The following is a 19,293-nucleotide window of genomic DNA, read 5'->3' as shown; positions in this document are numbered from 1 at the left end:
TGCAATTTTGGATTTTGGATTTTGGATTTTGGATTGTCACTGCTTTTGGCCGTCGTCATTCTTTCGACCATCGACATTCAACACGCGCACGCGGCTTCCGCGGCGCCGACGGTCTGGGAGATGACGCCGTACCGCGTCCAGCTCACGCTGGCCATGGCGCCGGAACCGGAACTGACGCCTCGCTTGAAAGCAGCGATTGAAGCACGGGTTGTGGAGCGGGCCGAGAAGGCGGTCGGGTCGGCGTGGGATTTGTCGGTCGGGCCGGTGCCGCCCGAGCTCGAAGCCAAGCTGCTCGCGCCGCTCAGCCAACTGGCCGTGGAAGACCTGCCGGAATCGCTGCTCGAAAGCGAGACAGACAAGTTGCTGCTGGCCGCGGTCCACGTGACGGACGGCGGGTTCGAAGTCGAGGCCCGCGATTTCGACCTGCACACTCGGCTCGCCGGATCGACCGTTGTGCGGCCGGTCGCCCAGCGCGAGCTGCTGCCCGACGAGGTCTTTCAGGCGGTGCTCACGGCCTTCGCACCGCTGGCCCGCGTCGAAAAGGTGGAAGACAAGCAGGTTACCTTGCGGCTACGGGCGGCATCGCTGCCTCCGATCGATCCGTCGATCGCCTTCGCCGGACCGGGCGACGTCTTTCGGCCCGTGCTGCGGTTCAACGACCGCTCCGGCAAGCTTAAAAAGCTGATGCCGATCGAATGGACCTACTTGATGGTCGAGCACGTCAACGCCGCCGAGATCGCCTGCCAACTGCACACCGGGCTGCGCAGCCCGCTCACGGGGCGGCGCCGCGGCAACTTGGAGTCGCTGGCCGTGCTGGTGCGGCCCACCGGCGGCTCGACCGAGCTCGATTTGCGGTCGCGGATGGTCAACAACGACCCGAAGACCGTGCGGCCGATGGCCGGCTATGCCGTTTACGCCCATCCAGCCGGGTCGCCCGAAACCGTATTGGTCGGTCGCACCGACGGCGACGGCAAGCTGCGCGTGGAATCCGACGCCAGCCCCGTGCGGATCTTGTTGGTGAAGCACGGAGGCGATGCGCTGGCCCGCTTGCCGATCGTGCCGGGGCTTTTCCCGCGAATGCAAGTGGAGATTCCCGACGACGACCAGCGGCTGGAGGCCGAAGGGATTATCGTTGGTTTACAAGAGGGTTTCGTCGACCTGATTGCCCGCCGCCAGGTGATGATCACCCAAATTCGCGCCCGGTTGGAAGACAACAAGATCGACGAGGCCAAAGCCATGCTCGACGAACTGCGCTCGATGGGCCGGCAGGAGGATTACATCAACGAGATCCGCGTGCGGAAACAACGGTCGCTGGACGAAGACAAGCGGATGCAGAAAAAGATCGACAAGCTTTTTGACGACACCGAGCAAGTCGTCATCCGGTATCTCAATTCTGCCGAGGTCGAGAAGCTCGACGGCGAGATCAAGGCGAAATCACGCTGACCATGCCGGCACCGCGACCACGAGCTCGCTCGCGCACCTCCCACATCTTTCCTCCCGCCGACGCGGCCTCGCCCGACGGCCTGATCGGCATCGGCGGCGAGCTCTCGACCGAGTGGCTGCTGGACGCCTATCGGCACGGCATCTTCCCCTGGCCGTTCAGCGACGGGCACCTGGCCTGGTGGTCGCCCGATCCGCGGGCGGTGATCGAGCTGGACCAGTTTCACGTTCCACGCCGGTTGGCGCGCACCTGCCGCGGAGACCGCTTCGAGGTGACTTGCAACCGTGACTTCGAGAGCGTCATCGACGGCTGCGCCACGGCCGGCGACCGCGAACACCAGACCTGGATCACGCCCGATCTGCGCGAAGCGTACGTGCGGCTTCATCGGCAGGGCCATGCTCACAGCGTCGAGGCGTGGCACGAAGGCCGGCTCGCCGGAGGAATCTATGGCGTGGCGATGGCGGGGCTGTTTTCCGCCGAGTCGATGTTCTATCGCGTCAGCGAGGCCTCGAAAGTGGCGTTGGTGCGTCTCGTGGACCACTTGGAGGCGCGCGGCTATGCGCTGGTCGATATCCAGCAGCTCACGGCGCACACCCTGCGTTTTGGCGCCGTCGAGATTCCTCGGCGCCAGTATCTGAAGCGGTTGGCGGCTGCCTTGGAGTTGCCCGTCACCTTCGGTACACTATAGAGTGGACTCGAAAAGGGAGGTCTAGTCATGCGTTGGCGTTTCGTGCTACGTGCGTCGTTGATCTTGGCGGCGCCTTGCGTTGCCGCCATATCGAAGCCGGTCGTTGCTCTTGCAGGGGACGCTTCCTACTCTGTAGCGCGGGCTCCGCAAAGCGCCGCCGCAGCCCCGGGCGAGGTGCGGCGCGAAGTCCGCCGGGCGTTGGAGCAAGCGTTGCCGGCGACGCCCGGCGAGCGCCGCCGGCAAGCAAGGGAATTGCTTCCGCTTTACACTCAAGTCGCCGGCGCCAAAGCGATCTCTGCCAGCGAGCGGGGCCGACTGCAAGCCCGGCTGAAAGGCCGTTTGTCGCGACTTGCCGAGTTGATTCGCCGCGACGTGACGGCCCAACGCGAGGTCGATCGTTTGCAGGCGGAAGTCGGGAGCCAGGCCGAGACTGCGGGCGAGGTACGACTTTCAACCAAATCCGCCCAGTCGCGTGGCGGAGCGCCGCAAGACGACGGTCAAGCACTGGTCGAGTTGATTCAAGCCACCATCGCCCCGCAAAGTTGGGACGTGAATGGCGGGCAAGGCACCGTCAAGTACTGGCCCGCCTGGCACGTGTTGGTGGTACGTCAGACGGACGACGTTCACGAGCAAATCGGCGGCGCGATCCACGGCTTGCGAAAGTGATGTCAGCCTCCCAACAGTGTCGCCACCAGAGTGGCGATCTCTTTCTCGACGCCCGGCCCGTAACCGGTCCAGATGCCGCGGACGATCCCTTGAGCGTCGACCACCAGCGTGGTCGGGTAGCCGTCGAACCCCACCGCTTGCGCCACCGCCCGTCGCGTGCGACCATCGGGATCGGCGTAGGAAGGCAACTCGAGGTGCATGCTTTCCAGAAGCTGCTGGGTGTTCATGTGCAGATCGGGTAAGTCCGAGACAGGATCCGTGCCGCCGGAACCGCAAGATACGGCCAGCACGCGGCAACGGTCGTCGTTTCGATAATGTTCCGCCAATTCAGCCACGTGGGGCAACTCCGCCCGGCACGGCGGACACCATGTTCCCCAAAAGTTCAAGACCACGACCTTTCCCGCCAGGTCGTCGAGCGTCAGCGGATCGCCGGCAAAGGTCAAAGGCCGTAGCGAAAGCGAGGTGAGCCGCTTGCCGACGCCAGGATGCGCGCCGCCGGAGTCGCGACCGGAAGGAGCAAGGGGGCCGGAGGTCGACAGCCGGAGGACCAACAATCCGGCGCCCACTGCCAGAACGATCCAGAACCAAGGCAGACGGGACCGGGACCGCGGAATCTCGGAGTCAATGTCCATGAATGACGCGCTTTCGGGGCTGACGGATTGGTATAAACCATTGGCTATTATACACTTAATCGCTCGGCTGCCACCATCTTTCCGCGGCGCGGCCAACTCCGGGTAGAATGGAGGCACGCGCCGCGCGGATGCGGCGACCAAACCTGGTTCTAACTGAGGAGTTCAATGACGGCGGCTTCCTGGGTCATCATCTCTGCGATGGTTGGCTGCAATGCCCTTTTCGCCGCCTATGAGATTGCACTGGCTTCGGCCTCGCTGGGCCGCCTGAAGGCCCTGGCCGATGCCCACCGACGCGGCGGCCGGGCGGCACTCGCCATGAAGCAGAATATGGAAGGGAGCCTGGCTGCTCTGCAGTTGGGCATCACGCTCGTCGGCGCGATTGCCGCGGCCACCGGCGGCGCGGAGGCCGACGAATTCATCGTGCCCTACCTGGTGACGGCGTTCGGACTCTCGGACCGGACGGCGCAAGTTCTGTCGCTCGCCTGCGTCGTGGTTCCGCTCAGTGCCGTCACCATCGTGGTCGGTGAATTGATACCGAAAGTCTTCGCCCTGAAGCACAAGGAATGGGTCTGCCTGAAGCTCTCGCCGCCCATGCGTGCCTTGACGATGGTCGTCTATCCGGCGGTCTGGGTGCTGGAGGGCTCGGTGCGAACGCTGCTTTCCTGGAGCGAACGCCGCTGGACGCCGACCATGGAGGGGCACAAAGCCGAAGTCACCGAGATGCAGGAGCTGCGGGCCGTGGTGGCCTTGGCCCGCACGTCGCGCCTGATCGGCGGGCAGGAAGAAAAGATCATTCTCGGCGCGGCGAGACTGTCGAGCCGGTCGATCGCCGAGATCATGATTCCGCTGCGCGATGTGGTGACGCTCGATCTCTCGCAGTCGATGTCGGAGAGCCTGGTGCTGGCCCATACCGACATGCACACGCGGTTTCCCGTCTGCGCCAAGCCCGGCGACCCGCAAACCATCTGTGGGTACGTCAACTTCAAGGACATCGTTTCCGAGCTGCGGCTGGCGCCCGACCAGCCGTCGTTGCGCGGCATCATGCGTTCCATGCCCGACTTGTCGGAGGAGTTGTCCATCGCGGCCTGCCTGCAACGCATGATTCGCGAACACGTCCACATCGCCCTGGTCCGCAACCGTGCGGGCGAAATCGTGGGCATGGTGACGATGGAAGACATTCTGGAAGAGCTGGTCGGCGACATCGAAGACGAATACGACCGCGTGCCCGGCCACGTGGCCGAAGTGGGCGTGGGTTGGGTGATGGGGGGTGGAATCACGCTCGACCGGCTGGAACAGATTACCGGCGTCCAGCTCGACCGCAGTCGTCTGCCGGGCGGATGCCGCACATTGCACGACTGGATCAGCGCCCACCTGGAACGTCTGCCCCGCGGCGGCGACATTGTCCGGGCACAAGGGTTGCGGGTGTTGGTGCGCAAGCTCCGCCGTCAGCGGGTGCTCGAGGCCCAGGTCTCGCGCGAGGACGCCGCCGGCGGCGTCCCGCGCTCGGCGGCGATGGTCTCGTCGACGGCCGAAAGCCGCGCCTGACGCGATTGACATCATCGGTGACGCCAACGTGAAGTACGAAGTCGAAAGAAAATACCGGATCGAAGACGAGGGCCCGCTGGCCAAGGGCATTCGCGGTGTGGGCGGCGCGTTTGGCCCGCGTGAGCAGCAGGTCGACACCTATTATTCCCACCCTGCGCGTGATTTCGCGGCGAGCGACGAGGCGTTGCGCATTCGGCGAGTCGGTGAGAAGGCTTCGATGACCTACAAAGGACCGAAGATCGATTCGAGCTCCAAGACGCGGCGGGAGATCGAGGTGGAGCTGTCAGGCGGACTCGCAGGCGCGCAACGGCACGCAGCCCTGCTCGAGGCCCTCGGTTTCCGGCCGGTTGCGGAGGTGAGCAAGCACCGTCGGGCGGCCGTCATCGAGTGGCAAGGGCACGACGTCGAAATTGCGCTCGACGAAGTGGATTCGCTGGGCAGCTTTGTGGAGTTGGAGACGGCGGCCGACGACGACGGTTTGGCCGCCGCCCGTCAGTGCCTGACGTCGCTGGCAGTGAGACTGAAACTCGACCGCGACGAGCGCCGCAGTTATCTCGAGCTGTTGCTGGCAAGCCGATAGCAGGCGATCTCCTGCTCGTTGCGACGATGCAGGCAGCCGTGGGCCATCTCCGGATAGTTCCAGGTTTTGCCTTCAGCCCAGAGTGGGACCTTACTTGGTTGTCCGTTGCTTCAGTGCGGGCGGATAAACCGCCGCCCGGCTCATGTCGGGCAAGAGCTTCTCGCTAAAACGCATCACGTAGTGCAAGTTGCTGGCCGGTCCCTGAAAGCCGTACACGTGCTCGTCGACGTCGCTTTGCTGCGACAGGATGCGGCCGACCGCGATGTCGAACTTCACCGTGCCGTTGGCTTTGCTCTGCACGAGCTGCGATTCGATGGCCGGATCGTTCAAAGGAGTCAGCACCTGCGTTTCCAGGTGGATCGTAGCCATGCCGTCGTCGACCGCGTCGAGCCGGTAAAGCTGCCGTGCTTTGATCTTCCGGGTGGACTTGGAAGGCAGCGTCACCGTGATGTCGGCCGGCATCGTCCATTCCTCGCCGACCGCGACCGCGTTTTCCGGCAACGGAAGCGTGACGTTCTCTTGCAGCGGCGCGGCCTGCACATAGCGCTCTTCCCGTTTCACCACCGCGCCCAGCGGGTTCAGCGTCAGCTCGGCCAACGGCTTGCCGACCGCGCCCGCCACCCCGTCGTAGCCGGGCGGCGGCGCTTCGTCGGTGTCGCTGTTGTAGTGCGTCTCTTGCCGGCCGTCGTATTTCTGCCGCATGTCGACCCGCTCGACCGAGTAGATCAATTTGGCGTTCGCCTCGTCGTCGACCGACTCGATTTTCCAGACCTTGATGGAGCTGCTGAAGGTTTCGGCCGTCTGCGTCGATCCCTGCACGGTGGTTCGCACCTTGGCCCGGTGCTCCACTTCCCAACGCATCGTTTCGCCGGGCCGGAACTTGTACCGCAGCTTGTACGACTTGGTGCCCGCCTGCGGCGCATCGTCGGCAGGGGTTGCGGCGGCGGCCGGCTGGGCTGCGACCGGCTTGGCAGAGGCTGTTTTGGCCGGCAGCGCTGCTGGCGCGGCGGGCTTGCGGGGCTGTGCGGTTCGCTTGGGCCTGGGGCTGCCCGCGAATGCCAGAGAACCGCAGACCACCGAAGTGGCCAGTGTCAGAACAATCGTGAACCGCAACATGACACTCGCATCCTTTCGAGTTCAGTAAATCAGGCCCTACCCCGGCCGCGGGTCGCCCGACCGCAGGCTTCCGCTCCAACCGAGCTTGTGACGCAACGTGCGGTAGTAGCTGTGACCGGCGACTTCCACCAGCTTGAACCGCGGGCTTGCTCGTTGTATCCGTATTCGGTCGCCCGCGTCCAGCGAGGCGAACACCCGGCCGTCGATCACGACCGCGGTGCCGGCGTGGGGACGCGGCACCACCAACTCGTAGACGCGATCGGCCGAATCGACCACCGGACGATTGGTCAGTGCGTGCGGGCTGATCGGCGAAATGACGAACGCTTGCAGGTCTTTCCGCAAGATCGGCCCGCCTGCCGACAGGCTATGGGCCGTCGATCCGACCGGCGTACTGACAATCAGGCCGTCGCAACTATAGGTCGTGACCAATTCCGCGTCAACGTAGAGATGGACTTCGAGCATCGCAAACGGTTTGCCGCCGAGAATCGCCACCTCGTTCAGCCCCAATTGGCCTGCGGCGTCCGCCGCGCCCTGCTTTTGCAAGCGGCAATCGAGCATCAGGTGCTCGACCACGCGCGGCGCCTCGGAGCAGATTTTCGGAAAGGCGGCAACGAATTCATCGGGCGAAAGATCGGCCAGGAATCCCAGCTTGCCCAAGTTGACGCCGACAACCGGCACCTGGCGGTATCCCATTTGATAGGCGGCGCGGAGAATGGAACCGTCGCCTCCCAGCACGATGGCCAGGTCGGCATCAACGTGGGCCAGATCGGTCTGAAATCCGAGATCCCACAGTGCGAGGTCGGCATGTCGTTCGATTGTTTGCCGCAGGCGGTCGGCTTGAGCGTTGACCGAGGCCAGGGCTGCCGACCCCAGCACCATGACGCGCGGCCGCCCGCGAGGGTATGCGGGATTCTCCGTGGCGGGGTTGGTGAGCATAGTCGAAATATACTTCATGCGGCGGTTTTTGAGACCAATCGCGGTGGCTGGGGCAGAGCCGCGCGCTCGGCCAGTTCCCCACTTGACGCTCCGCCGCGGCGATGCCCCGGTAGCGCCACCACCGGGGCATCGCTGGCCGACGGGGCGTTCTGTGATTGCCGCGCCACCCTCGGCCAGCTTCTGCCCCAGCCACCGAAAATGTCTCGTTGCCTCGCGTGCAGTATAACAGGCAGTCGTGTTACTGATGCGCAGCGCGTAGCCGTTCGGTGGTCCAAGCGGCCAGGTCGGGCGGGAGCGGCACGGCCGGCGGTTTCGAGTAATCGACGAGCAGGTCGAAACCTCCCAGATCATAAACATTCTGAAAGCAGGCTTGCAGGTCGAGTGCCACGTCGGCATCACCTCCAAGCAGCGGCACGCCGAAGGTCGGCAAAGGGTGGTCGAGGGCGATCGGCCAGACTTGCACCTTCGGCCGCTCGTTCGCACGGGCAACCACGACATAATACGAGGCTGGCGGCAGGGCATCCTTCATGGGCAACCGCTTGCCGCGGCGCAAGAGATCGATTTCAACGAGGTGCGAAGCGCTCATGAGCACCTTGCGGCGCTTGTCGAGGTACTCTTCGCGACCTTGCCCGCGTTTGTTCCACGGCGACAGGATTTCGACCGTGGTGACCAGCGTGCGACCCGCGACATCGCGGATTTCGACCCACATTTGTGGGACGCGGCGGTCCATGACGGTCTCGAGAACGCAGGGGGACGTGGCCACCGCTTCGCCTACCGGTTCGTGGCGTGCGGTGGACTCAACCGCGGCCATGCCAACATCCGGATAGATCGTTTCAATGGCGACGGCGTCTTCGTCGAGCACGTCAAATCGTCGTTGTGGCAGCGCCACATATTTGGGCCGCAGCCGCGGCGAGAGATAGCGCGCGATTTCTGTGACGAGCAGCGCATGGAAGCTCGTCCAATCGTCGCCTTCCAGATAGGGATCCATGCCGGGAAACGGGGATGGCACGGGATTTTTCTCCGAGATCGTGTGACCTCGCCCATTCTACCTCGCCGGTCGTGCAATGTCGTTCCCATCGGCGTCATGCGTCATCCGTCATCCGTGGTCAATTCATAATGCCCCGCATCGATTAGGCGCTGCGCTTTTTGTCGTCAAATGAATCAGTCAAGGGAATGGTGGCCCGATTTTCGCCACCCAGGCGTCGGCGGCTGCTTTCTCTGCCGGCGTAAGCCAGCGGATGCCGGCCGCGGGCACCCAGATACGCCAAGGGTCAAACCCGTCTCCGTATTCTGAAGGTACAAGGCCGCGCCCAGCCCAAGCCAACGCCCCAAGATTTCCGTCGACGACAATCCCCGGTTTGGACCGTCGCAACGTCCCCAACGCCTTAAGGCACCCGTCGAATTCGCCCTTTGACACTTGCACCGTCGTCCCGCCGTCGAGAGGCAGTTCGGCGTATGGATCGAACCGGTAGCTTTCGCCGATGTGAAGTTTCTTGAGATGCCTGCATGCGAGTAGCGATTCGAACCCCGCCGCCGACACCGCGTCCGCGTCAATCGCCAGCTCTTCCAGGGATTCCAGGGGTGCCAACTGCGCCAGACCCGTACGGGTAACGTCGGTAACCAGTAAACTGAGCGACCTCAAATGGGGCACCACTGCAAGACAAGGAAGATCGTCGTCGCAAACGTCTGAATATCCAATGTTGAGGACTTCTAGCTGCGGCAGCGTCGGCAGGTGTTTGAGCATCCGCGGTCCGCGATCGACTTCGTGAACTGCGGCAGACGTCCGCTCTAAATGGAGGGCCCTTAGCTTTCGCAGGCCTTTCAAACAGGCCAGGCTTTCGGTGGCAAGAGGCGTTGCTGTCCAGCCACCCATTCCCGGCTTGCTTCCCAATTGGAGAACCTCGAGTTCCGTCATCCTGCCGATGACTGCCAAGCAGTCATCCGAAAACCCGGCACCTGCTTCGATGCTCAGGATCCGAAGTTGCGGCATGCCGCTGAGGGCGTCTACCATCTGCGGTGTCAGTAGCTCAACGTCAAGGAAGAGGTATTGCAGGCGTGACGATTGCGCCAGCCGCTGCAAAAACCCTTCGACGCGGGCATCCTCGAGGGCGCGGTAAGAGTGCAGACTGGCGCCGACGATTCGGCGCCGAAAACGGTCGGCACCGAAAAAGTCGAACCATTCTGGTCCCCAGCGTTTCCACCAGATCTCGCCCTTGATGTCAGTTATGAACTGGTCCTGAAGATCGGCCTGCTTGCGGGCCGCGGCAAACCAAGCGCAGAAGGCGGCCAACAGCGCTGTCGCGGCCAGCATGGTGCGCAGGCTCCAACACAACCGCGGCCGGTAACGGCGCAGCAGCCACTCGCAAGCCGCACTTGAAGCGGCCAGCATGAGAACCCAGAGCGCCACGTTCGCAGTCAGACGGCGCGCACTAAAGCCCCAACTGTGTATGCCGTCCCCCGGTCATGCCAGTGCCCAGAGCCAGATTGTGCCAGTGCCAGCATAACGGCCACCCGTAGATGCCCCTGATCGGCAGGGTGATGCCTGTTCCCGCCCTCACGAGTTCACAGCTCAAATTGGCGAGCACGAGCGTGGCCGCGACGATGCAAAACACGACCAGCGTCAAGACGCGCGGTCGATAACGCGAGAATGCTCGAAGTTTCCGACCCATAGCCGCTCGTTCCTCCAGGTGCGCCGCCACGACCAAAGGCGGCGTCCGTAATTGTAACGCGCCGGAAAGGTGCAAACACGGCCTTCGAGCCATATCCCGATCAGCAAGGCCGGCGTTGACCGCGGTTGGCAATGGCGTCACACTGCATGATAATGCGAGCCGAGACCGACATGAATCTTCCGATCAAGTTTCCCAGTGATGCCGACGTAATCGCGGAGGAGGCCGCCCGCTTTCGCGCCCTGTCGCCCGAACAACGCATGGAAGTAATTCGGGGCGTGTTGGAAGCCGGCGAACTGCTCTTGAAACAGTCCCCGCAAGCCGAGTTCCTTCGGGCCTACACGCTGGAACAAGAGGAACTCGCCCGTAAAGCCATCAAAGAGTTCATTGCGCGACATGGCCCGCCGGTCGTACAGTAAATACCTTGGGGGGAATGATGGTGCAACGTTGCACCACGATCGCCGCACACCCCTCGTTGAAGACGGCCGCGTTTTCGGGAAGGCGCGCAACTCCCGTCTGCAAAAGGCCCGTGTTTTCGCGAAGACGCGCAATTCGCTGGCCGTGACCGGGTCGGTCGCTAGATAATGCTGCCCGCGCGACGAGATTGGAAGGCTGCCAACCAATTTGGAAGGCTGCCACGATTTGCAGTGTGCAAAGTTCGTCCGGTTGCGTGCCAGTGTACCCCCTCTTTTGCCAACTGGCAACGGTTGCCAGTTGAAGCCGGCGCTTGTGGGAAAACGGCGACCGCGCGCCGGTTTCCAAGCCGGAACACCGGGCTCAGCAAGACTTGGAGCGTTGCCATCGAACGCATCGACGTCCGCTTATACAAGCGCGCCGATCTTGGCCATCGTTCGAAGACGGCCAACTCAATCGATGATTGAGACGCCCTAACTCTGCCTGGACCCCGGCAAACCCGACAGGAACTCATCCACCGCCGTGTCCCATTCTTCGGGCAACGGCTCGTTATGGCCCACGCCGCGTAGCGTCACGAACCGTTTCGGCTCGTTGGCGGCCTCGAACAGCCGCCGGCCGAGCTCGAAGGGAATGATCTCATCGGCGTCGCCGTGACACATCAACAGCGGGCCATGATAGGCGGCGATTTTGCTCAGCGAATCGAGCCGGCTGCGCATCAAAAGCCGCACCGGAACGAACGGAAAATGGATTGCGCCCACGTCGGGCAGCGAGGTAAACGTGCGTTCCAAGATCAGCCCGCTAGCGCCGTCGCGGCTGGCCAGATCGACCATCACGCCCCCGCCCAGCGATTCACCCAGCAGCACGACGTCGGTCTCGGCCACGCCGGCCCGCGTGGCCAGCCAGGCACGGGCGGCCCTGGCGTCCAGCAGCACGCCGCTTTCGTTTGGCTGTCCCTCGCTCAGTCCATAACCGCGATAGTCGAAGGCGAACAGGGCCACGTTTTGTCGTCGGCAGAAGTGGGCCAGCCGCTCGGCGCGATAGCTGATGTTGCCGCCGTTGCCGCAGGCGAAGAGCACCACCGCCCGCGAACCGCGGTGCGGAAAATACCAGCCGTGCAACCGCGTGCCGTCGGCCGCCTGAAAGTGAACCCGTTCCACGCCCGGCAGGTCCCACGTTTCGATTGGCTTGCGGTCCGGAAAGAAGACCAGAGACTCTTCACCCAACATCATGAGCACCAGGATCAAAAGGTATCCGAAGGCAAACAGCGTGGCCGTGGTGACGATTGCGCGGCGCACGATTCGCCGCGTGCGCCGCTCGCCGCGCTGCGCCACGGACGCTTTGGTTGCGTTGAGCTGCATGGCGGTAGAAGACGTCGATTCCAATGCGATACCCGGCGTTGGGGGGCCGGCGCTCGCAAGCTCGCTTGTACCACCCTACCTCGGCGATTCAGCGTCCAATACCCCCAGCACGATCTTGCGCAGGTTCGGCTCCGCGGCGGCCGCGTATCCCAAAATCTTGCCGATGTCGGCCGGCTCGAGCGATTCGGGAAAACAAAGGTCGGTCACCACCGAGAGACCCAACACGCGCATGCCCGCATGCGCCGCCACGATCACTTCCGGCACGGTCGACATGCCCACCACGTCGGCCCCAATCAGCCGCAAGAAACGATACTCGGCCCGCGTCTCCAGGTTTGGTCCCGTGACGGCCACGTACACTCCCCGATGCGCCACAAAGTTCTCACGCCGGGCAATCTCCAGGGCGCGGTCGATGAGACGCTCGTCGTAGGGACGCGACATATCGGGAAACCGCGGCCCCAGCCGGTCGTCGTTGACGCCGATCAGCGGGTTGCCGTTCAGCAGGTTGATGTGATCGTCGATCACCATCACGTCGCCGCAGGCATAGTGCGGGTTCATGCCGCCGCAGGCGTTGGAAACGATCAGCAACTCCGCCCCCAGCGCTTTCATCACCCGCACCGGAAACGTGATCTGCTGCTGCGTGTAGCCTTCGTAGGCGTGAAAGCGGCCTTCCATGGCCACAATCGGCAGTCCCTGCAAGCGGCCGCACACAAGCTGGCCCGTGTGGCCGATCGACGTCGACCGCGGAAAGTAGGGAACCGACTCGTAATCGAGCGTCGCTTCGGTCTCGATCTGCTGTGCCAGACTCCCCAAGCCCGTGCCCAGAATGATGCCGGCACGGGCAGTCGATGGCCACCGCCGCCGCACCGCCGCAACCGCCTCGTCGATCTGGGCCAGCAGGTTCAGCATGCGTCAGAGCTCTTCCGCTTCGTCGAAGGGCAGATCGTCGTCTTCTTCCGCTTCCTCCGCTTCGTCGTCGGCTTCGCCTTCGATCTTCTCGTCGAACTCGCCGAGATCCTCGTTCAGCTCGTCGTCGAGTTCTTGCTCGAAGTCGTCGTCGAAGTCGTCGTCGAAGTCATCTTCGTCGAACTCATCGTCGACCTTGCTGGCGTCGAGTGCGCTGGTCAGCGCCCCCGAATCGGCCGCATCGAGCGGCATATCGTCGTCGTCGAGCAGCTTGTCTTCTTCCGACTCGTGCTTTTCTTCCGGTTCGTCGTCTTCCTCGTGCTTGGATTTTCGCGGCATGTGGCCCTGGCTACTCCCTGATTCGCTTCTCAATTGGCGGAATACTTCCGATTGAGTATACCGGCCTTGATTGCCTTCGGGCAACCGGCAGACTGGCATCCTAATTGCAGCCACCGTCAGCGGAGGTGCAATTATGGTTGAAGAACGCGTATACGTAGACCGAGGCCCCAGCGGACTGGGCCTGTTTCTGGGGCTGCTGTTGGTCGTGGCCATCATCGTGGGAGTCCTGTGGGGAACGGGGGCGCTGACTGTCCAGCAGGGACCGCAAAACCGCGTTGAGGTGACGTTCGATCCGTCGCGGGCCGAACATGCGGGAGACGACGTGCTCGATAAGACCGGCAAAAGCCTCGAGCGTGCGGGTGAGAAAATGCAACGGCAGGCGAACAAGAATGACCGGGAACAGCCGGTGCGCTGAGCCTGGGTTACGCGCGCTCGGGTCCCTCGGCCAAGCCCAAGAGCTGCTTTGGCAGCCATGGCACGAAGAGCCAGCAAGCTGCGGTGGTTGCGCCGGCGATGAACACCAACGCGTCGAACGATGCAACACTGCCCCAACTCCGGCCAAGGTGGTAGAGGGCACCGCCGCACCATGTGCCTGCAGCTGCGCCCAAGTTGCAGAGCGCCATGAACACGGCAAACAAGGTTCCGGGCGCGTCGAGCGGACAGGCACGGGCAGCCAGGTCGACCAGAACCATGCTGCCGGTCATATAGCAGAAACCCGACACCACGCTGACGGCCACGGCCGCCTTTGGGTCGGGAAGATACCAGTAAACCCAAGAGCTCGCGACGCCCGCCACGATGGAGAGGTGAACCAGCGAACGCATCGGCACCCGCGGGCAGTAAATCGCATAGGCAATACAGGCGGCCAGTGAGCCGACCGCGATCAGGGAGACCGTTTTGCCGTAGAAGTCCTCGGAGTAATCCAATGCTTCGGTCATGTGCATGTAGAGCACAGACTGAGTAAAAGGATTGAAGCTCCAAACGAAGGCCAACAGGCCGACCGCCCGCACGGCCGGCGATTTGAGAGTCTGCTTTAGCTTGCGAAGCGAGCCTCGCCAGTTGCGCGTCGGCGGTCGCGGCGTCTCATCGATGAAGAGCAATGCCAGCAGGAACGTGGCCGCCATCAGCACCGAACAAATTAAGAAGCCCGCCTTCTGCAACCGCTTTTCGCTGAGAATGCCGCCGACCACGCCCGTCAGGATCGTTCCGGTGTGGATGGCCGCCCATTGCACCGATTGCAAGCGACCGGTGATGCCCAACGGCTGGCTGGTTTCGATCATCAGCGCGTCGACCACCACGTCGCAAAAGATGATTCCCAGGCTGGCGAGCATCAGCCAGCCCAGCAGCGGGCGCTCGTCGCCTTCGCCCAGCGGCGTCAGATACAGCGCGGCGAAGCCCGCCAACGCGGTCAAACTGGTCGCAATCAAATAGCTCTTGCGGCGGTAGCGCCCCAACGGCACAAAATCCGAGAGCAGCCCGAAGAGCGGTTTCAAGCACCACGGCAAGCCCAGCAAGGCCGCGAACGTCGCCACTTGCCTGGTGTTCTTTCCCCAATCGCGCAACAGCGAGTTGTCGGGCTGCGACAGAAGCCCCGTGTTGGGATCGCTGATTCCCTGGATGAAATAGATCGCGCCGAACAAGAAGCCCAGCCGGACGGTTTCTCCCAGGCCCATCGCTTGTCGGCGAACGTCGTTGCGTTGCATGAGCGTTGTCGCACGACGCAAACGATGTGCCGAGCAACGGCGTGGCACCCGGCTGGCCGCCTATTCCGTAGGTTCCTCCCAGACGGTGCGATAGGCTCCGACGGTTTCGAAGTAGTCGAACAGCCGCCGATAGAACGGGTCGCTCGAAAGCGTGGCGCTGTCGCCGATCACCAGCAGCTTGCGGCGGGCACGCGTCAGCGCCACGTTCATCCGCCGCACGTCGGTCAAAAAACCGATTTCGCCGGCCGGGTTCGAGCGGACCAGCGACATCACAATCGCCTCTTTCTCCCGGCCTTGAAAACCATCGACGCTGTCGATCTCCAGCCCCGGCGCCTCAAGACGCTCGCGCAGCAAGCGGGCCTGGGCCGCGTAGGGAGCAATGACGGCCACCGATTGCGGCGGGATGCCGGCTGCCAACAGCGCCTCGACCTTGCGAATCGCCAGCTCGGCCTCTTGAACGTTCAGCCGGCTCTCACCGTCCGGCTCTTGTTCTTCGTCGTAGCCCGCGCCGGCCGTATCGATGAACTCGACGGGCGTTTCCGTCAGGGCCGTGCCGGCCACGCTCGGCAGGTCGCACAGCCGGTGGCAGGCAACCGCGGCGTCGGCCACCAACTTGCCGTCGTAAAATTCGTTCGACGAAAACCCCATGATCGTCTTGTGCATGCGGTACTGCACGGTCAGCCGCCGTGAAATCGAGGCGGCCGAGCGGTTCATCAACCGCTCGAACAGGCTGACGCCGAGTCCTTTGGCCGCCGCTTCCTCGCTGACAATCGTCGGCGGAAGCTGACAGTGGTCGCCGGCCAACACCACGCGCTCGCCCCGGTTGATGGCAATCCAGCAGGCGGGTTCGGTGCTCTGACATGCTTCGTCGATTACCACCAGATCAAACCGCCGTTTGCCGAGCAGTGCGTCGTCGAGGCCCGTCGTCGTGGCGCACACCACGTCGGCCCGGTGCAAAATCTGCTCGACCGCTTGCGTTTCCAGCCGCCGCGCGTCGGCCAACAGCGCTTTCGCTTCCTGCCGGGTGGACTGCCGCGAACCTGCTTGGGGTTTGGCCCGCGTATAGCGGCCCGCCTTGCGGAACAAAGCGAGCGCCTCTTTCACAAGCTTGTGGGCCAAAGCCACGTCGTGATGATCTTCGACCATCAAATCGAGCGTGTGTGATTGCAGTTCGGGCAGCACGCGGGCCGGATGCCCCAAGCGGACGGCGCGCTCGCCCGCCGCCACCAATCGCTCGAGCATGTTGTCGACGGCGATGTTGCTGCCGGCGCAGGCCAGCACTTTCTCGCCGCGGCGGACTGCCCGGCGGATCAGCTCGACCACGGTGGTCGTTTTGCCGGTTCCGGGCGGGCCGTGGATCAGCGCCACGTCGCGGGCCGACAGCGCGAAGCGCACCGCGGAAAGCTGCGGTCCGTTGAGCGATGAATTGAGCGGCGGCTCGTCTCGTTCGGCGGCGAACCGCGGCCCGCGCTCGGCAAGCAGCACCTGACGCAGTTCGGCCAGGCGGTCGCCGCGCGCCGCGCGGGCCCGTTCCATCGCCGCCTTCTGCCGCACGAGCGCGATTTCGTCGTTGGCCAAGTCGAAACGCCAACGTTCGACGTCGTTGATCTCATCGGGCAGGTAGTCGAGCGCGAGTTGAATCGAGTCGGGCGTGCGTTGCGAGACGACGCCGCGCCAGGGTCCAGCGGCGCCTTCGACCGGCGAGAGCAACACCGGGCTGCCGACATCGAGCCGCGTCCAAGGCAGTCCGCGGCCGCGCTTGGCAAAACGAATCAGGTAACGGCCGCCCAGTCCGGCCTCTTCGTCGATGATGGCCAAATCGACCAGCGTTTGCCCCGTCTTTTCGGCTTCGGCCGCTTTCAGCCGTCGCCGCCGCTCGACGGCCCGTTGTGCTTCGGCGCGGTTCTCGAGGTCCAACAGCCGGGCAAGTCGTTGAAAATGGTCGTCGGTCGATGGCGGCGGCATAGCACATTATACTACTCTTGATTGAATCCCGGATCGAAACTCGACACGGTCGTTCGAAAACTGATGTTGTCGCGTTCGGCCAAGGCTTGCAGCGCTTTCTCGAAATACTGCACGCGATAAGCGGGTTTCTTCTGAGCCCACAGAAACGCTTGCTCGACCATGTCTTGCGGCAGCTTGTTCGCCTTGACCTGCTGCAACACTTGTTTGAGAAACTGAAACTCGACCGGTCGCATGGCCCGCAGGCCGCGTTCGAGTTGCACTTTCAGGCTGACGCGCGTGGTGCCGTCGGCGCTGAGGACCGTGTTCTCCGTGTTCATCGACCCGCCGCCGCCCTGCGAACGGCGTCCGCGGTGACTCTTGCCAAAGATGGTGCCTTCCGCCACGGCCGATCCAATCGCCGATAGCGCCACGAGCGTCAGGGCAAGTGCGGTTTTGCGTCTCGACATGGCTCCTCCTCGTTACGATGGAAACAAGCGTTGCCTTCCGCGATTGTGCCGCAGTCGCCCCCGTCGAAGTCGTCCGGCACGATCGGCTTGAAGACGTCATGGTGAGCTAAAAAGGAATGTGCCAGTGAATAATAGCCGAGAGGCCCGCAGCCAACGGTGCTGAGAACGGCCCCGGCGGCGAGGCAGCACACGATTCGGCGCCAGCGGCGCGCGAAGGCGGGAGCTTTGCCCGTGCGGGGGCGCAGTCGAGCTGGGGTGGTGAATGGAATGGGCAAGGGCACGATCGGCCGGCAAGGATGTGGAACGTGCTTTTAGGAGCGGAGGCGGCCTGCGTCAAGGGCGACTCGATAGGAATTCTCCGTTGGCCTATACGAGGGCCGACAACACCCCACATCCTCCTGCATGCGCGCTCGGCATCGTCTGCCACGATCCAAGAGTCTCTGGCTTCCGCCAAGCCGGAAGGACGCCCCTAAGGCTTGGGTGGATGGGTTTGCCATTCGCCCAAGCCGGGGTGCCCTTTTTGGGGAAGTTTTTTTGCGCGCTTTGTCAGCAGTCACTGCCTGAAAAATGGGCGAAAGTATTCGACACCATGCCCCTCCACGGGCGGCTTGCGCAGCGGTACATAGCGCGCAAGCGATTCTTGCGTAAGGGGTTTCGTTCCAACTGACTGCGTTCGATGAGTCACGATCGGGTGCCGGCACATCAATCGCTTAACCGGGCGGCATCCGGGAACGGCCGCGCTGTCTTACGCTACGTCCAATCGACGAGCGCAGCCGAGTGCTCGGCGGCGGTTCTTTCTACCTAACGGTCCTTCTGGAAGCGTGAAGCTATGGCGACAATCTGGTCTAACTCGGTTTATCGATGGTTTGGAACGGGTTTACTTTCATTGGCTCTGGCGGTCGGCTACGGCGTGTTTGCGCGCGCGCAGGACGAGCCTGCCGCCGACGCCCCGGCAGCGGCTGCGACTGAACCGGCCGCGGCACCCGCTCCGGCGCCTCCGACGCCGGCTGATTTGAAATTGATGGCCGATACCGTGTGGGTGTTGGTCACGGCGATGTTGGTGTTCTTCATGAACCTCGGCTTTGCCTGTGTCGAATCGGGCATGTGCCGGCAGAAAAACTGCGTCAACATCCTCTCGAAAAACTTCATCGTCTTCGCCGTCACCACCATCGGTTTCTGGCTGTTGGGCTTTGGCCTGATGTTCGGTCAAGGATCGCCTTATATCGGCCAGGAAGGGCTATGGATGGTCAACGGAGGCGAAGATACCACAGGTGTGTACGCATCGTTGAGCTGGACGTCGGTTCCGCTCTGGGCCAAGTTCTTCTTTCAACTCGTGTTCGCCGGAACTGCCGCAACGATCGTTTCCGGGGCCGTCGCCGAACGCATCAAGTATCATTCGTTCATCTTGTTCAGCTTCATCATGGCCTTGGCCATCTACCCGGTGGTGGGCCATTGGATTTGGGGCGGCGGATGGCTGCAAAATGACTGGGGGTTCCTTGATTTTGCCGGATCGACCCAGGTGCATTCCATCGGCGGATGGGCCGCCTTGGCGGGCATCCTGATTCTCGGTCCGCGTATTGGCAAATACGGACCCGGCGGTAAAGTCAACGCGATACCTGGGCACAATCTCTCGCTGGCCACCATCGGCTGCTTTGTGCTGTGGTTCGGCTGGTTCGGCTTCAATCCGGGTAGCACAATGGCGGCCGATCCTGGCGCGATTGCCGAGGTCGCCGTGACCACGAACTTGGCTGCGGCCGCATCGACGCTCACAGCGACGGCCACGGCTTGGCTGATCCTGGGCAAACCCGACCTGGGTATGACGCTGAACGGCGCTTTGGCCGGATTGGTGGCCATCACCGCACCCTGCGCGTTTGTAACCGCACCGGTTTCAGTGTTGA

The 19,293-nt window shown here is 63.2% G+C and carries 19 protein-coding genes; 8 read left to right on the top strand and 11 right to left on the bottom strand.

Annotated features, from left to right (window positions below; genetic code table 11):
• Positions 1-33: 33 nt before the first annotated feature.
• The 3 genes from VNH11_32575 to VNH11_32565 are packed head-to-tail and all read left to right on the top strand — an operon-like array spanning position 34 to position 2,795.
• On the top strand, positions 34-1,443 hold the full coding sequence (locus tag VNH11_32575; GenBank protein HVA51122.1) for a hypothetical protein: 1,410 nt from the start codon (positions 34-36) through the stop codon (positions 1,441-1,443).
• Positions 1,444-1,445: 2 nt separating this feature from the next.
• Positions 1,446-2,129, top strand: coding sequence for a leucyl/phenylalanyl-tRNA--protein transferase (aat, locus tag VNH11_32570; protein HVA51121.1), 684 nt, complete (start codon positions 1,446-1,448; stop codon positions 2,127-2,129).
• A 27-nt stretch (positions 2,130-2,156) separates the two neighbouring features.
• Positions 2,157-2,795, top strand: a complete 639-nt coding sequence (locus VNH11_32565) for a hypothetical protein (protein ID HVA51120.1) — start codon at positions 2,157-2,159, stop codon at positions 2,793-2,795.
• A 2-nt stretch (positions 2,796-2,797) separates the two neighbouring features.
• On the opposite strand, the gene VNH11_32560 is transcribed toward VNH11_32565, so the two are convergent.
• Positions 2,798-3,427 (bottom strand): TlpA disulfide reductase family protein, encoded by a 630-nt coding sequence (locus VNH11_32560; protein HVA51119.1) that lies wholly within the window; start codon positions 3,425-3,427, stop codon positions 2,798-2,800.
• A gap of 165 nt (positions 3,428-3,592) precedes the next feature.
• Here VNH11_32560 and VNH11_32555 point away from each other — a divergent pair, with 165 nt between their 5' ends.
• Positions 3,593-4,972: a hemolysin family protein gene (locus VNH11_32555; GenBank protein HVA51118.1), complete on the top strand. Its 1,380-nt coding sequence runs from the start codon at positions 3,593-3,595 to the stop codon at positions 4,970-4,972.
• Between the two features lie 28 nt (positions 4,973-5,000).
• Positions 5,001-5,552, top strand: coding sequence for a class IV adenylate cyclase (gene cyaB, locus VNH11_32550; GenBank protein ID HVA51117.1), 552 nt, complete (start codon positions 5,001-5,003; stop codon positions 5,550-5,552).
• A gap of 90 nt (positions 5,553-5,642) precedes the next feature.
• Here cyaB and VNH11_32545 read toward each other — a convergent pair whose 3' ends face one another.
• The 4 genes from VNH11_32545 to VNH11_32530 all read right to left on the bottom strand — a co-directional run bounded on the left by VNH11_32545 (position 5,643) and on the right by VNH11_32530 (position 10,011).
• Positions 5,643-6,668, bottom strand: coding sequence for a hypothetical protein (locus VNH11_32545; GenBank protein HVA51116.1), 1,026 nt, complete (start codon positions 6,666-6,668; stop codon positions 5,643-5,645).
• Between the two features lie 36 nt (positions 6,669-6,704).
• Positions 6,705-7,604 (bottom strand): NAD(+)/NADH kinase, encoded by a 900-nt coding sequence (locus VNH11_32540; GenBank protein HVA51115.1) that lies wholly within the window; start codon positions 7,602-7,604, stop codon positions 6,705-6,707.
• Positions 7,605-7,842: 238 nt separating this feature from the next.
• On the bottom strand, positions 7,843-8,613 hold the full coding sequence (locus VNH11_32535; protein ID HVA51114.1) for a DUF4058 family protein: 771 nt from the start codon (positions 8,611-8,613) through the stop codon (positions 7,843-7,845).
• Positions 8,614-8,769: 156 nt separating this feature from the next.
• A complete protein-coding gene (locus VNH11_32530) occupies positions 8,770-10,011 on the bottom strand; it encodes a hypothetical protein (protein ID HVA51113.1) in 1,242 nt (413 codons plus the stop codon).
• 432 nt (positions 10,012-10,443) lie between these two features.
• On the opposite strand from VNH11_32530, the gene VNH11_32525 reads away from it, so the two are divergent.
• A complete protein-coding gene (locus tag VNH11_32525; GenBank protein ID HVA51112.1) occupies positions 10,444-10,689 on the top strand; it encodes a hypothetical protein in 246 nt (81 codons plus the stop codon).
• A 468-nt stretch (positions 10,690-11,157) separates the two neighbouring features.
• Here the strand turns inward: VNH11_32525 and VNH11_32520 are convergent, their stop codons facing one another.
• The 3 genes from VNH11_32520 to VNH11_32510 all read right to left on the bottom strand — a co-directional run bounded on the left by VNH11_32520 (position 11,158) and on the right by VNH11_32510 (position 13,284).
• A complete protein-coding gene (locus tag VNH11_32520) occupies positions 11,158-12,042 on the bottom strand; it encodes an alpha/beta hydrolase (protein HVA51111.1) in 885 nt (294 codons plus the stop codon).
• A 75-nt stretch (positions 12,043-12,117) separates the two neighbouring features.
• Complete coding sequence (locus tag VNH11_32515; protein HVA51110.1) at positions 12,118-12,948, bottom strand: purine-nucleoside phosphorylase; 831 nt, start codon at positions 12,946-12,948, stop codon at positions 12,118-12,120.
• 3 nt (positions 12,949-12,951) lie between these two features.
• The gene (locus VNH11_32510) at positions 12,952-13,284 is read right to left on the bottom strand and encodes a hypothetical protein (protein HVA51109.1); all 333 of its coding nucleotides are present in this window, start codon (positions 13,282-13,284) and stop codon (positions 12,952-12,954) included.
• Between the two features lie 133 nt (positions 13,285-13,417).
• Between VNH11_32510 and VNH11_32505 the strand changes: the two genes are divergently transcribed.
• Positions 13,418-13,699, top strand: a complete 282-nt coding sequence (locus VNH11_32505) for a hypothetical protein (protein HVA51108.1) — start codon at positions 13,418-13,420, stop codon at positions 13,697-13,699.
• 7 nt (positions 13,700-13,706) lie between these two features.
• Here the strand turns inward: VNH11_32505 and VNH11_32500 are convergent, their stop codons facing one another.
• Genes VNH11_32500 through VNH11_32490 form a run of 3 tightly spaced genes read right to left on the bottom strand, consistent with a single transcriptional unit; the run spans position 13,707 to position 17,395 of the window.
• Positions 13,707-14,984, bottom strand: coding sequence for an MFS transporter (locus VNH11_32500; protein ID HVA51107.1), 1,278 nt, complete (start codon positions 14,982-14,984; stop codon positions 13,707-13,709).
• A gap of 60 nt (positions 14,985-15,044) precedes the next feature.
• Entirely contained in the window at positions 15,045-16,949 is a 1,905-nt protein-coding gene (locus tag VNH11_32495; protein ID HVA51106.1) for an AAA domain-containing protein, read from the bottom strand.
• Between the two features lie 11 nt (positions 16,950-16,960).
• Positions 16,961-17,395: a hypothetical protein gene (locus VNH11_32490; protein HVA51105.1), complete on the bottom strand. Its 435-nt coding sequence runs from the start codon at positions 17,393-17,395 to the stop codon at positions 16,961-16,963.
• An 886-nt stretch (positions 17,396-18,281) separates the two neighbouring features.
• Here VNH11_32490 and VNH11_32485 point away from each other — a divergent pair.
• Positions 18,282-19,293: ammonium transporter (locus tag VNH11_32485; protein ID HVA51104.1), on the top strand; the 1,012-nt coding region annotated here is incomplete at its 3' end.

Source organism: Pirellulales bacterium (assembly GCA_035533075.1).
Classification (GTDB): domain Bacteria; phylum Planctomycetota; class Planctomycetia; order Pirellulales; family JAICIG01; genus DASSFG01.
This window is presented reverse-complemented; position numbering and strand designations above follow the sequence as displayed.

Excerpts from the sequence above, each read along its gene's own strand:
- VNH11_32515 (HVA51110.1), bottom strand. The coding sequence starts at position 12,948 with ATGCTGAACCTGCTGGCCCAGATCGACGAGGCGGTTGCGGCGGTGCGG.
- VNH11_32560 (HVA51119.1), bottom strand. The coding sequence starts at position 3,427 with ATGGACATTGACTCCGAGATTCCGCGGTCCCGGTCCCGTCTGCCTTGG.
- VNH11_32520 (HVA51111.1), bottom strand. The coding sequence starts at position 12,042 with ATGCAGCTCAACGCAACCAAAGCGTCCGTGGCGCAGCGCGGCGAGCGG.
- VNH11_32525 (HVA51112.1), top strand. The coding sequence starts at position 10,444 with ATGAATCTTCCGATCAAGTTTCCCAGTGATGCCGACGTAATCGCGGAG.
- VNH11_32490 (HVA51105.1), bottom strand. The coding sequence starts at position 17,395 with ATGTCGAGACGCAAAACCGCACTTGCCCTGACGCTCGTGGCGCTATCG.
- VNH11_32555 (HVA51118.1), top strand. The coding sequence starts at position 3,593 with ATGACGGCGGCTTCCTGGGTCATCATCTCTGCGATGGTTGGCTGCAAT.
- VNH11_32540 (HVA51115.1), bottom strand. The coding sequence starts at position 7,604 with ATGCTCACCAACCCCGCCACGGAGAATCCCGCATACCCTCGCGGGCGG.
- VNH11_32505 (HVA51108.1), top strand. The coding sequence starts at position 13,418 with ATGGTTGAAGAACGCGTATACGTAGACCGAGGCCCCAGCGGACTGGGC.
- VNH11_32545 (HVA51116.1), bottom strand. The coding sequence starts at position 6,668 with ATGTTGCGGTTCACGATTGTTCTGACACTGGCCACTTCGGTGGTCTGC.
- aat (HVA51121.1), top strand. The coding sequence starts at position 1,446 with ATGCCGGCACCGCGACCACGAGCTCGCTCGCGCACCTCCCACATCTTT.
- VNH11_32510 (HVA51109.1), bottom strand. The coding sequence starts at position 13,284 with ATGCCGCGAAAATCCAAGCACGAGGAAGACGACGAACCGGAAGAAAAG.
- VNH11_32495 (HVA51106.1), bottom strand. The coding sequence starts at position 16,949 with ATGCCGCCGCCATCGACCGACGACCATTTTCAACGACTTGCCCGGCTG.
- VNH11_32500 (HVA51107.1), bottom strand. The coding sequence starts at position 14,984 with ATGCAACGCAACGACGTTCGCCGACAAGCGATGGGCCTGGGAGAAACC.
- VNH11_32565 (HVA51120.1), top strand. The coding sequence starts at position 2,157 with ATGCGTTGGCGTTTCGTGCTACGTGCGTCGTTGATCTTGGCGGCGCCT.